Genomic DNA, 14695 nt, shown 5'->3' with positions numbered 1-14695 from the left:
AATTTTTCATCAACATATTATTTTGAAACTGCCAGTATTTTATTCTTCCTCATATATTCTTCAACCTTTTCAATATCTTTAGGTGTATCTACCGAAATCGTTTTACAATGTGCATTTATATAATAAATGTCTTTTCTATTTTCGATAAATCTAAAAGAATCATTTTCTTCAATTTTTTCGATGGGTCCTCGTGGAGTATCATGATAGTATTGTAGAGCACTTTTAGTAAAGGCCCCTACCCCCACAAATTTCTGATATGAATAATTCATTCCACCTTTAGGGAATGGTATAGGGCTTCTAGATATGAACAGACAGATTCCATCTGTATTTGTTACTATTTTTAAATTAGATGTATCAACTACTTCAACAGGATCTGAAAAATCTGTCATTAGATTGGACACATAAAAGGCTTCTTTATTTAAATCAGCGGGAATGCATTTTACGATATCTTTTGCTTCTATGACTGGCTCATCACCATTTACCATTACATAAAGGTCAGCATCTATGTATTGTGATACTTCATAAAGCCTTTCCGTTGCAGTTTCATGATCAGCAGAGGTCATGATAACTTTTGCCCCAAAGCATTCACATTCAGTTTTAATTTCTTCACTATCTGTTGCAATATATACCTCATCAAAACATTCTACTTCCTTTGAATGCGTGTAGACCCACCATACCATTGGTTTTCCAAATATATTTGCCAATGGTTTGTTGTAAAATCTTGTAGATCCGCCCCTTGCTGGTATAACGCCAACTATTCTCATACTGTCAGCCTCTCATTCTTTTTAATTATTTCGCCAAATTCTATCCTTTCAAAAACCTCTAACTTCCCACCACGTGTTGCATTGTATATTTTTATATTGTTTTTATCTGCATATTTCTTTGCTGCTATGAATGCTCTAGTTGATTTTTCAACGTTAGGAATATACAAATCTTCTTTGTCAGAATTGTACTCTTCACAAAAATAATCTTTTGCTGTTTCATCAATTATTATTTCACCATTATCATTAACCATTTTGCTGAAATTATGGTCAATGCCTAATAAATATATCTCTGTAATTCCCATATATACAGCTATTTGAATCGCGGTGTATGCTACTGTATTTCCCCAGTAAATTCCTTTAACAATGTCATTAGAGAACTTCGGTTCGACACTCCCATCACCAAATTTGAATATGTAATACTTAGCATTATTGAATTGAATCTTGTAATCTCTTGGAAGGTTAATAGGAAAAAATTTATTTTCTACTCTTAGGCTATTAATCTCCTCTCTACTATTAAAAATTGTTTTATTATCTTCAGAGCAGTAATATGTAGGTCGCCATTTAGTTTGATCAAATGTATGATAAATTCTATTGAAGGCAAATGTAATTTCATTTTTTAACTTATTAAGATCTTCAATTGTAAGACTTGGACCGTTCCCGATAATAAAACAACGTTCATTCAAATGGACATTTTTTAAAGCCCTCATATTTTTTCCATTTCCAGTATATGGGAATGTTAATTCACTACCATATTTTTTCGTTTTATATATCATTTTACATATTGATTTTTTTACTCTTTTCATTTATTCCCCAACCTCGATTAACCCATAAATTTTTCTCATTATCACTTCCGGACTATAATTTCTTAAAACTTCACTTTTATCTTCCTTCAAATGTTCATACAAATTTTTATTTTCTAGCAAGGACACAATTCCCTTAAACAACCCCTCAGATGTCGGTTCTACAAGTAAGCCATTTTCTTTATTTCGTATAAATTCACTTGGCCCCATGGACTTAGCAACAACAACGGGAGTACCCAAAGCTAATGATTCTAATACCGTTATGGACATCGATTCCACCAAAGATGGATGAACGTAAATATCTGCATTTTTTATATAAGGATATGGATTAGATATTGCACCTAAAAGTGTAATGTTATTTTCTAACTCATTTTCTTTGATACCTTTCTCAATTTCAGATCGTTCTTGACCTTCTCCTATTAGATACCACTTCACTTTATACCCAGTAGCAACTAACCTTTTACAAGCATAAACACAATTAATCATCCCTTTTTCGGGAGAGAGTCTCCCTATACTTAATAGGGTAATTCCTTCATTATTTTCAATGCTAGTTTCAGCAGTTGCTTTTCGTCTTATCTCTCCAACGTTAATTATGTTTGGGATCGTAAGGAGTTTTTGGCTAATTCCCGGAATATTATTCTTTAGAATTTCATTGCAGCTCTCAGATACAGCTATTAATCTTTCAAATTTCCTTAATACCTTTAGCCACCGCTTATTTTGACTTCCTGGGATATCATACGACCCATGATGCCACCATACAATCTTGTTTGGGGAGTTAACAACATAACCAACAAAGTCAGAACATATTCCTACTCGGTATGCAATAGCACAATCATATTTTTTGTGTAATTTAAAAAGTGGTTTTGCAAGTGATATCGCCCTTACTCCAATTACTTTCTCAAACAAGAAGATAAATCTGAGAAATATTCCAAACCAATTCCCATCTTTAATGTTATCCAAGATACACGGTATAATCGGACCGAATGCTTTTGATAAATCAAAATAGGTTATATTAACTTCTTTAGGTACCTCATTAGCATAATCACCAAGTTTTTCAAAAAGAATTAGATCCACTTCATAATAATCATAATCTATGTTTTTAAGGACATTTAGAAGAGAATTCTCAACTCCACCCACATTTAAATGACCATTTACAAACAGAACTTTCTTTTTCAATTTTCAACCTCACTATGAAAGAATTAACTTTATATATATTTTGGATATTTATCAAAAAGCATTAAGATAATTTACGACTTAATACAAAAACCTTGTAAATCCTTGCCATTTTATATTTAACAAGGAAGATTGCCACTTTTGTTTTCCATGATACATTGGGCATACTAAATTCCTTAAATAATTCTGTTACTTTTGGGTGGATCATAATATCCATGATACTATTTATACTAACTTCGGTATTCTTAGGTGAAATTTGCCCTAATGTATGTAATGTGAAGTACAGCATATTAATTTTTATTTGCCTGGAAAAGTCAAATTCACTTACATTTCCAAAATATTCTATTAACCTCTCATTAATTTTTAAGTAGGAATTCCATTTCTTTTCACTATAAGTATTCGTAGTAGAGTTAGGGTTAAAAAAGTAGTTATAGTAATGATGATTTTTTAAATAATAAAAGCTATTTGCATGATACATTGCCTTTGACCCAAATAATGAATCTTCACAATAGCGAATATCTTCATCGTAGAGTATATTGTTAGCCATAAGAAAATTCAAATTAAATAAGCATACCCAATTTGAAATAGTTGGTGGAAATTCGATATGATCAAACATAATTAAACATTGATAAAGTTCTTGTTCGATATCCCCTTTTGAATAATAACCACTTCGAATAGGTTGTGTTCGTTTGTCTTCGTAATCATCTGATTTTTTCATATAATCACACATTACAATATCCAAATTATATTCTTGAACTTTGTTTACCATCTCCTGGTACATTACTGGTTCAATCCAATCATCTGAGTCAATAAAACTTACGTATTTACCTTTTGCCATTCTAATACCATCATTTCTTGCTGCTGAAACTCTAGCATTTTTTTTATGAATGACACTAATCCGTTGATCCTTTTGTGCATACTTATCGCAAATTACTCCTGACTTATCAGTAGACCCATCATTCACTAGAATAATTTCAAAATCTTGAAAGGTTTGATTTAAGACACTATCAATGCAACGTGACAGATATTTTTCCACATTATAAACTGGAATAATTACACTGATTGTTGGCAGCACCCTCTCCCCCTTTCATACATAAGTTAACTATCACATTGTTTGTCTTAATTTATACTGTGTTGATATTAATTTCCCTTGGTCCACTTTAAAGACAATATCGCAATTTTGAATGGTACTTAAGCGATGAGCAATAATAATTAATGTCTTTTCACCTTTAAGCCCATCTATTGCTTTCATGATTTCCATTTCCGTCTCGTTATCTAAGGCTGAAGTAGCTTCATCTAAAAAGATAATTTCAGGATTATGATACAAAGCTCTTGCTATTCCTATGCGCTGTCGCTGTCCTCCTGAAAGCCTTACACCCCGTTCTCCAACTACGGTATTTAAGCCATCCGGAAGTGACATAATAAACTCTTTAAGTTGTGCATCCTCTATTGCTTTTTCAACAGTTTGATCATCTATGTCTTTCTCATTAATACCAAAAGCGATATTTTTCCGAATTGATTCATCCGATAAGTAAATTGATTGGGGTATATACCCAATTTTTTGTTTCCATACATCCATGAGTTCGCTTAACTCTTTACCGTCTACAAGTACCTTTCCATCCTCAGGTTCAAGCAACCCTAGTATTATATCTACAATTGTTGTTTTACCAGCACCCGAGGCACCAACAAATGCAACAGAACTCCCAATCGGAATAGAAAGCGATACATTTTTAATAGATTGCTTCTTTTGATTCGGATAACGAAAATATACACTATCCAGTTGAATGGAATCGTGGAATGTTCTTTCGAATGCGCCAATCCTTATTGGCTTTGATTCTTTATACGGATTTTCATAATTAATTGATTTGTTTCCTTCATTATTATCAAATAAATCTTTATGAACTACTGTTAAAGCTGGAAGACTAAATCGAATGTTGGTTAGTGTTGCTACAATTCTAGTTATAGAAGGCATGAGGCGAAATGCTGCCATCGCAAACAAAGACATTGTTGCAACAAGTTGGGCTGTATCAGTTCCTTGAAAAACAAGAATAATCATCGTGATAAGAACAATTGATACTAAAAGTGTTTCGATGAAAAGTCTTGGGACTTGATCAATCATGCTTTTTGTTATAGTAATCCTTGCTAATAATCTACCTTGTTTGTCATACGACTCGACAAAGTATCTTTCATTTCCAGAAACCTTTATTTCCTTACTTGCCCCTAACCCTTGATTTACCCATTTAATGACTTCACGATTTACTCTTTGATTTTCTTTCCCTAAATAAGTAATCTTATTACGGAAAATTTTAAAAAATACAATCACACTTGCACCTAACAATGTCCCTGCTGTAAGGGTTGCCAATGGTGCTGTAATTATTAATAGAGTAAGAATAGCTAAGATTACGAGAATCTCAGTTAATAGTTGAAAACTTGATAGTAAAATTCCATCAAACACTTTTGATACTTCCCCATTTACATTCCTTAATAATTCTGCAGAGTTTCTCTGAAGATGGAATGTATAAGGTTTTGTTAAGTATTCTTTGAACATTGTCCTAGATAGCTTTACTTTTTGGTTGTAAATAACTTTGTACTGGACATAGTAATAAAATAATAAATAAGCATTTTTAATAACGAAGACTGACAGTAAAATACCTACTGCAAAGAGTACAAACAAGTTAGTTGTTTGAAACCCAAATGATTCATAGATAAATGCTAAAATCGGTTGTTCTTGAATCATGGTCGGATTCGTTACAATTCCAACAAAAGGGACGATCAGACCGATTCCAGCCGTTTCAAAAATTGCCGCTATGATTAGCATTATGAAAAGAAGAAAAAACTTTTTCTTTTCTTTTGCATTAAAAAGCATCCATAGCTTTATGATTGTTTCCTTCACTTGATTCACACCCTAAAATTGTTAATTTCTTTTAGTTTCCTTATGGATGTTCATTATAGTGAACACAAAACTAAAAAAATAAGACTTGAACATAAACCATATTCACTTGATTTGATATTTTGTTTATTTTAGTATTACCTACAATGATAATAACCCACGATTTGTTCTTTTTAAAGTACATTCGTCCGACATTTTTCTACTTTTTTTAAAACTAACTTATGATTTTATACAACTTATCCAATTCATAACTATTGCTGTAGTCTCTTTTGTTAATATTACTAACCAAAGATTCTTTAAGTTCTTGGTCGTGATATAAATTCTCTATCCCTTTTACTAAACCTTGAACACTTAGATCACAAATTACTCCTTCAATACCGGGCTCTAATTGGCTAGAAGCGGTTGGATAATTTGTAATTAATATTGGTTTTCCTAATATTTTAGCCTCAGTTACTGTAACAGCCTTTCCCTCATATCTAGATGGTTGAACATATAAATCGGCAGCTTTTATGAAGGGATAGGGATTTGTCTTTTTACCTAATAAAATAAATGAATTCTCAAGCTTGGATTTTGAGATTAGACGTTTAATTATATGTTCATCTCCACCATATCCCACTACATACCAAGCGATATCTCCATATCCCATATCCTTTAGTATCTTTAATGCTTTGACAGCGTTGTCAATGCCCTTTGCATGTGAAAATCTAGCTACAGAAACAATCTTGAATCGTTTATCTGTTTCCATTGGGTTGTAAATTTTTTCCTGGGCTAATTTTGCTACAACTTCTGGTGAAGTTATATTTTCTATAACCATTACTTTTTGTTTTAAGGTTGGATATTTTTTTATAAAGGAGTTTTTACATTCACTTGAAACCGCGATTATATAATCAAATTTCAGCCACATTTCAATATCCATTCTTTGGTCTGTATTTACAAGAGAGAAATCAGTATGAATCCAAGCAATCTTCTTTTTTGCATTCACTTTTTCTGCAATAAAATAATGTGGCCATAAATAACTAATTGCCACATCATATTCCTTATCCATTTTTGGTAATATTGGTAATGCGTATTTCCACATGTATTGCATCTGTTTATATCCAGTTTCATTTGAATGATCTAAACTAGCTTTATACTTAGAAAAAAGTCTTATTATTCCTATGGGCAAATTTCCTTTTTTAAAAATCTGACCAATTGACATTCTAAATGTTTTGTAAGCTTTTACTTCAACTAACAAATTTGTGGAACCTGGTAGGAGATTCATAAATTCACCTGTATGACTGTATAGCATAAGATCTACTTTGAAACTCTTATAATCAAAGTTATTCAGCATACTGATAAGACTTCTTTCTACCCCACCAACTTCCATATCAAATGAAGAAATTAATACGTTCTTCATATTCCCCTCCAATTTATACCTGATATATATCCATTAAATTAGATATTCCCTTTGTTATTTCGTATCCCTTTTTCTTAAAACTATCAACTAATTTTTCTGTTTTTGTTTCTTTATCTTTTTGTCTGGCTAGTTCAATTATTTTATTTGCCCAAACCTCAGCACCATCATTAAGTTTTAGTCTAGTAAATAAACCAACGTCTAAATCAGCTTCTTGTTGAATTGCTTCAGAAACGATACAATGAAGACCACTTGCCTGCGCTTCTAAAAGTACCAGACCTAGTCCCTCATATATTGAAGGGAATACAAAAACATCCATACAATGTAACATTGTAGAAATGTCATTTCGATTCCCAACAAATCTTAAATTGTTATAAATATTTTCATTCTTTGCTCTTTCTTCAATTTCTTTTCTTAAATCCCCATCTCCAACTAACAGTAGAGTAATATTTGGATCTCTATTTAGAAGACTTTTCAGAATCTCTAATATAAACTTGTGGTTTTTTGATTCTATAAATCTCCCAATATGACCAATTACAATCCCATCTTCTAAAAAAGCCTCATTTTTAAATCGATTTATTTGATCATTATCTACTTTCAAAAAAATTGAATAGTCAATTATATTAGGAAAGAAATTATATTTCGATTTTTTTATAGCATTTTTTCCAAAAAGATATTTCCCCGCTTCGTTACTACATGCTAACAAATGTGTAGAAGTGCTCAAAATTATATTTCTCATACCATTTATATATATTTTTCTAAGCACTGAATCACTTTTGTAAAGTGTAGTATGTGCATGGGCTACCCTTATTTTTATTCCAGCCAATTTTGCTGCTAAATTAGCTACCCCACAATGAAATAGTGTATGTGAATGAACAGCTTCATATGGTCCATATTTCTTTATTACACTTACAAGCTCCTTTATTGATTGTGTGTTTGATAACTTTATCACTCTTCCGCCCAGGCTTTTAATTTCGTTATCGTAGTGAGCATCTATATGAGAGTAAGAAATAAAATCAAACTGTACCTTTTCATGGTTAATATTCCTATAGATATTCATCAGCATTGTTTCAGTACCTGCCCTATTCATCGCTCCTACAATATGGAGAATTCTTTTAGGTTTATTCATTTGATTCAAACCTTTATCCTTAGGATACTATTAATAGATTCTATTACTCTTTTTTGATCTTGTTCCGTCATATTCGAACCAGAAGGAAGACAAATCCCATTCACAAAAAGATGCTTCGAAACATCTTCTTCTCCACTATGAGAATAATATTTTCTTCCACTAAAAACAGGCTGAAGGTGAAGAGGCTTCCATACTGGTCTCGCTTCAATGTTTTCTTCACTTAAAGCTGCTAATATTTCTGATACCGAAACTCCTGCGTCTTCCTCATTTATTGTTAATGCTGTTAGCCAACGATTAGAAAAGGTGTCATGCAATTCAGGCATAAATGTAAAACCTGGAAGAGTTGAAAACTCTTCAAAATAACGTTCAAAAATCGCCCTTCTTGCTGCAATTCGATCGTCCAACACCTCTAGTTGAGCTCTTCCTATACTTGCTAAAATGTTACTTAGTCGGTAATTAAATCCGATTTGACTATGCTGGTAATGTGGAGCATTATCTCTTGCTTGTGTAGCAAGAAATCTTGCTTTCTTTAATGCTTCAACATCATCTGAAATCAATATTCCTCCACTTGATGTAGTGATTATCTTATTTCCATTAAAGGAGAAGATACCAAATTTTCCGAAGGTCCCACTTGCTTTCCCTTTATATAAAGCACCCAAAGATTCTGCCGCATCTTCGATAATTGGGACATGATATTGATTACATATCGCTAAAATTTCATCCATTTTTGCGCTCTGACCATATAGATTAACAACAATAACCGCTTTCGGAAGAATGCCTTCTAAGACCGCATCATCAAAAGCTCTTTGTAGAGCATTGGGAGACATATTCCAAGTCTCAGGTTCTGAATCGATAAATACAGGTTCAGCCCCTTGATAGTTGATAGGATTTGCACTTGCTATGAATGTAAGGCTTGAGCAAAACACTTTATCCCCACTTTGTACTCCTAATAAAGAAAGAGCCAGATGAATCGCTGCCGTTCCAGAACTGACGGCTACCGCTTCACTGGCTCCTACATATTGAGCAATTTCTTTCTCAAAAGCATCTACATTTGGTCCAAGAGGAGCAATCCAATTGGTTTCAAATGCTTCCTTTATGTATGCAATTTCCTTCCCACTCATATGAGGGGAGGATAAATAAATCCTATTTTTAAAGGTTCCTTGACTCACTGATTTCACCCCACATTTATTTGACTTTTCAATTTTGATTTCGCAGGTGTTCCCACAGCTACACAATTTGAAGAAAGATCATTAATTACTGTTGCTCCAGCACCAATCGTTGTCCATTCGCCAATCTTCTTATTTGGGATGATGGTAGCCCCACTTCCAACCATGGAGCCCTCCCCTACCATTACCGTACCTGCAATAGTACTGTTAGGACATAGATGTACAAAATCATCTACTAAACTGTCATGTTCTACAATAGATCCTGAATTAATAATACAATGATTCCCAATTATTGAATCTGCATTGATAATTGTATTGGGCATGACAACAGTACCATTCCCAATCTTTGCGCTTGGGCTTACACTTGAAGTAGGATGAATAACGGTGATAAACTCTCTTTCTGTCAACTTAAGCATTTCTACAATCATTTTTCTTACTCTGTTATCTCCAATAGCGATAACAAACTTAATATCTCCGTATTCCTCCTTCAAATCATTAACAGCGCTTTGAGGAGCATAGGTGACATGATTTATGAGCTGAGTTTTTTCATATTTGTTATCAAGATATGCAATGATGTGAAGTCCTTGAGTTGCCTGGATGATATCAGTAACCACCTTACTATGCCCGCCATGACCAATAATAACAACTTTCATTAATGACCCCCTCCAACTGACTTGGATCCTTTAAAACTTTCCATTGTTGTATTCCCAGGTTGATTGATTCCATCCGAAATTAACACTTTATAAACCGTTAAAAATAGAATTTTGATATCTAAGTAGATTGATTGGTTTCTAACATACCAAACATCTAATTTGAATTTTTCTTCCCAAGAAAGCGTATTTCTCCCATTTACTTGTGCCCAGCCTGTAATTCCTGGTCTAACCTTATGCCTTAGTGCTTGTTCTCTTGTATAAAGGGGTAAGTATTCAACAAGTAAAGGCCTTGGGCCAACTAAACTCAAATCTCCTTTTAACACGTTCAATAATTGCGGAAACTCATCTAAACTATATTTTCGCAAAAATCTTCCAAAAGGTGTCAGCCTCAAAGCATCTGGTAGTACCTGACCATACTTATCTTTTTCATCTGTCATTGTTCGAAACTTATATAAAAAAAAGAGTTTACCATTCAACCCAGGGCGTTCTTGTTTAAAAATAATTGGTGAGCCAAGCTTTAATTTAACTAAGGCTGCAATAACGATGAAAATGGGTAAAAGACATATGAATAAAATAAACGAAAGCGTAAAATCAAATGCTCTCTTCATTATTTTCTCCTCAAACTAATTTCATCGTCTAAAATTTGTACTACAATTTCCTCGATTAACTCTTCCACTTGAATGCTTTCTGCTTCCGTACCTTTTATATAGATGTTCAATAGTATTTCTTTCATTCTTTGTTGATTCAATCGTTCAGAAATCTCCATCTTCAACCTTCTCCTACGAATGTTTATTCTCAACCAAAGAGTCATCACCTATAAAGTAAGTACCATCAACCATTTTCCAGTACCTACCTTTTACTAAAACTCTGGTTTTTATCCTAAAATGGAATCGCTTTATCCTAAGTAATCACTTAAGTATTTAATATTTAGATTAATAACACTTTCATAAAAATAATAAGCAAAATAACAAACAAGTATTGCATAGTAAACAAGCTTTTGGTCTTTCTCTTTAAATGCATGTATGATCCAAGACACTAAGACCAATTGATACAGCTCAAAATAAATATTAAACCTAGCAAAAATCCAGTTCGCCGTTGAAATAATCAAAAAAGATAGTCCAACTAATGCCATATTCACAAATACATCACTTTCAGGAAATATTCTCCTTAATTTTTCTCTTCCTAAAAAAGCAATTACTAAAGGAACAGCATACACGATTACTCTAATAACGTTTGCTCCCCCTTCATTAAAATTACTGTATACACCATATTGACTATCTTCAATAACAGAAAATAATATCGTTGAAAAATAGTTAAATCCCAATACTATTATGGCAGCAGAGAATAAAAGGACCAATGTTGACTTCGTCCATGGTTTATATCTAACTAAGAAGTAAACAGGAATTAATATAAGTGCACTCTGGTGGAATAACGAAGCAAAAACGACAAGTAATATATATTTAACCTTATTACCCTCTATTAAAAATTTTGTAGCAGAAAATATAATTGCAGCTGCTAAACATTGCCTAATTCCATTCATCGTGACTAAGAATAAGCCTCCAGTGATATACACATAGATACTTAATTCAACTAATTTTGAGTACTTGTAAAAAACAAAAATAATAAGTAGGTTTGTTACAATAGCAGTTGTTATGATTAGTATTTGTGGATCACCTGAATACTTTTTTAAAATCATTTGAAGAATACCGAATCCAATATCATCTGTCGATTTAATATGCTCCCAAGTAAATTCATTTATATTGTAGGCATGCATGTAGAAAGGGGTATCTCCAATATTCTTCCGCAGTCCGGAAACTAAGATAAAAGGTACTATTGAAAGCAGAGCTAATGCCTTATTTGGTTCTCTTTTAATCAATGTTCCCGAACTGTTAAACACAGCATTGGTTGCAAAATATCTAGAAAAAAATGCTAATAAAAACACAAGAAAAAGATTGATCCAGAGGACAGTCATACTATTAGTCCTTTCGACATTATGAAAATCATTTTATAAGTTCTTTATCCAGCTTAGCTGATAAGTAATTCAACAATTGTTTCCTTAAATCGTCCCTTTTGAGAGCGAATTCTATAGTTGTTTGGATAAACCCCATCTTCTCCCCAACATCGTATCGAGTTCCTTCAAAGTCATAGGCATAAACAGCTTCATATTGATTCAATCCAGCAATTGCATCCGTCAATTGAATCTCTCCACCCGCTCCTGGAAGCTGATTCTCAAGGATTTCAAAGATTCGCGGATTTAGAATGTACCGGCCCATGATTGCTAGATTTGAAGGTGCATCTTCTTGTTTTGGTTTTTCAACAAGATGATTTACGCTGTAAAAGCGTTCGCCATGTTGGTTTCCATCCACAATTCCATAACGATGAACCTCTTTTTCCGGAACAGTTTGAACACCTAGAATCGATGCATTGTATCGCTCATATTGCTCAATCATCTGTTTCAAGCATGGTTTTTGTGCTGACACAATGTCATCACCAAGTAAAACTGCAAATGGCTCGTTCCCGATAAACTTACGAGCACACCATATAGCATGACCTAACCCTTTTGGTTCCTTTTGACGGATATAGTGAATATCCACAAGCTTTGAAGCCTTTTGAACCTCATCTAACAACTCAAACTTCCCTTTATCGATAAGGTTTTGTTCGAGTTCGAATGAATGATCAAAATGATCTTCAATTGCGCGTTTTCCTTTTCCTGTTACGATAATGATATCTTCAATCCCCGACTCGACGGCTTCTTCAATGATGTATTGGATAGTCGGTTTATCAACAATAGGCAGCATTTCTTTTGGCATTGCTTTTGTTGCTGGAAGAAATCTCGTTCCTAATCCAGCAGCTGGTATAATTGCTTTTCTTACCTTCATTTTTTACTCTCCTTTAACCTGGAATGGACATTAATCGTTTTTGAGGAAGTGGTGCTCTATTTGCCAAGCTAACAAGCTGCTCCCGAATCTCTTGCTTTGTTAAACTGCTATAGGTTGAAATTACTTTTTCAATTTCTTCAATATAAAGCTCTGCTGTTTTTCCAACATATATATTTGGATAAACCTGCGTTTCATGTACTTCATCGGCCTTTAGTAATTCTTCAAAAAGCTTCTCACCAGGTCTCATTCCTGAAAATTCGATGCCGATTTCGTCCACAGAATATCCCGATAGCTTAATTAAATTTTTCGCTAAATCAACAATCTTGACAGGATCCCCCATATCAAGAACAAAGATTTCGCCACCTTGTGCCAAAGCACCTGCCTGAATAACTAATCTAGATGCCTCAGGAATGGTCATGAAATATCGAACCATATCTGGATGGGTAACCGTAACTGGTCCACCTTTTGCAATTTGTCTTTTAAAAAGGGGAATGACGCTCCCGCGGCTTCCTAACACATTTCCAAAACGAACCGCAACGAATTTCGTTTTACTTGTTTTTCCCATATTTTGAACAATCATTTCAGCTAATTTTTTTGTTGCTCCCATCACACTTGTTGGGTTTACTGCCTTATCAGTTGAAACCATTACAAATGTATGAACACCACACCAGTCAGCTGCTTCAGCCACATTCTTTGTTCCAATGATGTTGTTTTTAATGGCTTCTTCCGGATTCCGTTCCATTAAAGGAACATGCTTATGAGCTGCTGCATGATAAACAACGTCAGGTTGATATGTACTCATTACGTCCATCATTTTTTGTTTATCCTGAACATCCGCAATCTCAGTTTTTATATTTATTTTTGAACCTTGGTAGGTTTCATTTAATTCAAGCTCGATTGAATAAATACTATTTTCACCGTGTCCAAGTAAAATAAGATGTTTTGGATTGAACTTTGCTACCTGTCTACAAATCTCTGAACCTATTGAACCGCCTGCTCCAGTTACTAGAACTACCTTATCTGTGACATAGTCTGAAATACTCTCTGTATCAAGCTCAACAGGATGCCTGCCTAGTAGATCTTCCACCTGCACATCTCGGAATTGATTCACCGCTACCTTACCGGTAATTAAGTCTTCAAGCATTGGAAGGATTTGTGTTTTAGCTTTTGTTTTTGCACATTCCTGGAAAATTTTATTAAGTTCTCTTTTACTTAAAGAAGGAATTGCAATGATGATATTAACAATGTTCTTTTCTCTTACTACTTCCTCGATACTTTCAATCCCACCTAACACTGGAATACCCAATATATCAAGATTTTGTTTCTTCAAATTATCATCAATAAATCCAATTGGAATGAGCTCAGATTCGTTGTTATTTTTGATTTGTCTCACAACCATTGTGCCTGCAGCACCCGCTCCAATGATGAGTGTTCGTTTCCGATGGTGGTTTTTTTTGATATACGTGTCACGATAGATCCTCCAGCAAAATCTTGTTCCTCCAATGGATAATATGAGGAGCAGCCAGGTGATAGCAAGAAAGCGAATATAGATCTCATGGTTCATAATAAATTGCATAATGGCTGCTAATATCACTGTGGCCGTAACAGACTTTGCAATGATGACGAGTTCACCAATACTAGCATATTCCCATGCTTTTTTATAAAGCTTAAATAAGTGCGCGAATAAATGGTGACTGATTAAAAATGAGATGTAAATGAAAACAGTTAACAATGTAAAAACTGAAAACCTAGCATCTACTAAATAGTGGCTAAGAAAGATACACGATAGTACGATGATTGAATCAATAAAAATAAACAATGAAATTCTCTGTCGATATGTCAATTTTT

The 14695-nt window shown here is 33.6% G+C and carries 14 protein-coding genes; all 14 read right to left on the bottom strand.

Going from position 1 to position 14695, the window contains the following annotated elements; genetic code table 11:
• Positions 1-17: 17 nt before the first annotated feature.
• The 14 genes from V7138_RS06145 to V7138_RS06080 all read right to left on the bottom strand — a co-directional run bounded on the left by V7138_RS06145 (position 18) and on the right by V7138_RS06080 (position 14690).
• Positions 18-764 carry a 3-deoxy-manno-octulosonate cytidylyltransferase gene (locus tag V7138_RS06145; RefSeq protein ID WP_335395022.1) on the bottom strand — a complete coding sequence of 249 codons (747 nt, stop codon included), beginning with the start codon at positions 762-764 and terminating at the stop codon, positions 18-20.
• On the bottom strand, positions 761-1567 hold the full coding sequence (locus V7138_RS06140) for a 6-hydroxymethylpterin diphosphokinase MptE-like protein (RefSeq protein WP_335395021.1): 807 nt from the start codon (positions 1565-1567) through the stop codon (positions 761-763). Before V7138_RS06140 ends, V7138_RS06145 begins: the two co-directional genes overlap by 4 nt.
• Positions 1568-2740: a glycosyltransferase gene (locus tag V7138_RS06135; protein WP_335395018.1), complete on the bottom strand. Its 1173-nt coding sequence runs from the start codon at positions 2738-2740 to the stop codon at positions 1568-1570.
• 61 nt (positions 2741-2801) lie between these two features.
• On the bottom strand, positions 2802-3812 hold the full coding sequence (locus V7138_RS06130) for a glycosyltransferase family 2 protein (protein ID WP_335395015.1): 1011 nt from the start codon (positions 3810-3812) through the stop codon (positions 2802-2804).
• A gap of 30 nt (positions 3813-3842) precedes the next feature.
• Positions 3843-5630 carry an ABC transporter ATP-binding protein gene (locus tag V7138_RS06125; RefSeq protein ID WP_335395013.1) on the bottom strand — a complete coding sequence of 596 codons (1788 nt, stop codon included), beginning with the start codon at positions 5628-5630 and terminating at the stop codon, positions 3843-3845.
• Between the two features lie 211 nt (positions 5631-5841).
• Positions 5842-7023, bottom strand: coding sequence for a glycosyltransferase (locus V7138_RS06120; protein WP_335395010.1), 1182 nt, complete (start codon positions 7021-7023; stop codon positions 5842-5844).
• A gap of 13 nt (positions 7024-7036) precedes the next feature.
• Positions 7037-8149 carry a glycosyltransferase family 1 protein gene (locus tag V7138_RS06115; protein ID WP_335395007.1) on the bottom strand — a complete coding sequence of 371 codons (1113 nt, stop codon included), beginning with the start codon at positions 8147-8149 and terminating at the stop codon, positions 7037-7039.
• A gap of 5 nt (positions 8150-8154) precedes the next feature.
• Positions 8155-9270 (bottom strand): DegT/DnrJ/EryC1/StrS family aminotransferase, encoded by a 1116-nt coding sequence (locus tag V7138_RS06110; RefSeq protein ID WP_335395094.1) that lies wholly within the window; start codon positions 9268-9270, stop codon positions 8155-8157.
• Between the two features lie 53 nt (positions 9271-9323).
• The gene (locus V7138_RS06105) at positions 9324-9968 is read right to left on the bottom strand and encodes an acetyltransferase (protein ID WP_335395004.1); all 645 of its coding nucleotides are present in this window, start codon (positions 9966-9968) and stop codon (positions 9324-9326) included.
• Positions 9968-10576 (bottom strand): sugar transferase, encoded by a 609-nt coding sequence (locus V7138_RS06100; protein WP_335395001.1) that lies wholly within the window; start codon positions 10574-10576, stop codon positions 9968-9970. Before V7138_RS06100 ends, V7138_RS06105 begins: the two co-directional genes overlap by 1 nt.
• Positions 10576-10734: a hypothetical protein gene (locus V7138_RS06095; RefSeq protein WP_335394999.1), complete on the bottom strand. Its 159-nt coding sequence runs from the start codon at positions 10732-10734 to the stop codon at positions 10576-10578. The genes V7138_RS06100 and V7138_RS06095 overlap by 1 nt, the downstream gene beginning before the upstream one ends.
• Before the next feature lie 129 nt (positions 10735-10863).
• Positions 10864-11940, bottom strand: a complete 1077-nt coding sequence (locus tag V7138_RS06090) for an EpsG family protein (protein WP_335394996.1) — start codon at positions 11938-11940, stop codon at positions 10864-10866.
• A 28-nt stretch (positions 11941-11968) separates the two neighbouring features.
• Positions 11969-12847: a UTP--glucose-1-phosphate uridylyltransferase GalU gene (gene galU / locus V7138_RS06085; RefSeq protein WP_335394993.1), complete on the bottom strand. Its 879-nt coding sequence runs from the start codon at positions 12845-12847 to the stop codon at positions 11969-11971.
• 13 nt (positions 12848-12860) lie between these two features.
• Positions 12861-14690 (bottom strand): polysaccharide biosynthesis protein, encoded by a 1830-nt coding sequence (locus tag V7138_RS06080; protein WP_335394990.1) that lies wholly within the window; start codon positions 14688-14690, stop codon positions 12861-12863.
• Between the last annotated feature and the right edge of the window lie 5 nt (positions 14691-14695).

This window comes from Bacillus sp. JJ1533, assembly GCF_036965045.1.
In the GTDB taxonomy this organism is placed as follows: Bacteria; Bacillota; Bacilli; order Bacillales; family Bacillaceae_L; genus Ferdinandcohnia.
This window is presented reverse-complemented; position numbering and strand designations above follow the sequence as displayed.

Excerpts from the sequence above, each read along its gene's own strand:
- V7138_RS06145 (WP_335395022.1), bottom strand. The coding sequence starts at position 764 with ATGAGAATAGTTGGCGTTATACCAGCAAGGGGCGGATCTACAAGATTT.
- V7138_RS06140 (WP_335395021.1), bottom strand. The coding sequence starts at position 1,567 with ATGAAAAGAGTAAAAAAATCAATATGTAAAATGATATATAAAACGAAA.
- V7138_RS06120 (WP_335395010.1), bottom strand. The coding sequence starts at position 7,023 with ATGAAGAACGTATTAATTTCTTCATTTGATATGGAAGTTGGTGGGGTA.
- V7138_RS06115 (WP_335395007.1), bottom strand. The coding sequence starts at position 8,149 with ATGAATAAACCTAAAAGAATTCTCCATATTGTAGGAGCGATGAATAGG.
- V7138_RS06110 (WP_335395094.1), bottom strand. The coding sequence starts at position 9,270 with ATGAGTGGGAAGGAAATTGCATACATAAAGGAAGCATTTGAAACCAAT.
- V7138_RS06105 (WP_335395004.1), bottom strand. The coding sequence starts at position 9,968 with ATGAAAGTTGTTATTATTGGTCATGGCGGGCATAGTAAGGTGGTTACT.
- V7138_RS06100 (WP_335395001.1), bottom strand. The coding sequence starts at position 10,576 with ATGAAGAGAGCATTTGATTTTACGCTTTCGTTTATTTTATTCATATGT.
- V7138_RS06095 (WP_335394999.1), bottom strand. The coding sequence starts at position 10,734 with ATGGAGATTTCTGAACGATTGAATCAACAAAGAATGAAAGAAATACTA.
- V7138_RS06090 (WP_335394996.1), bottom strand. The coding sequence starts at position 11,940 with ATGACTGTCCTCTGGATCAATCTTTTTCTTGTGTTTTTATTAGCATTT.
- galU (WP_335394993.1), bottom strand. The coding sequence starts at position 12,847 with ATGAAGGTAAGAAAAGCAATTATACCAGCTGCTGGATTAGGAACGAGA.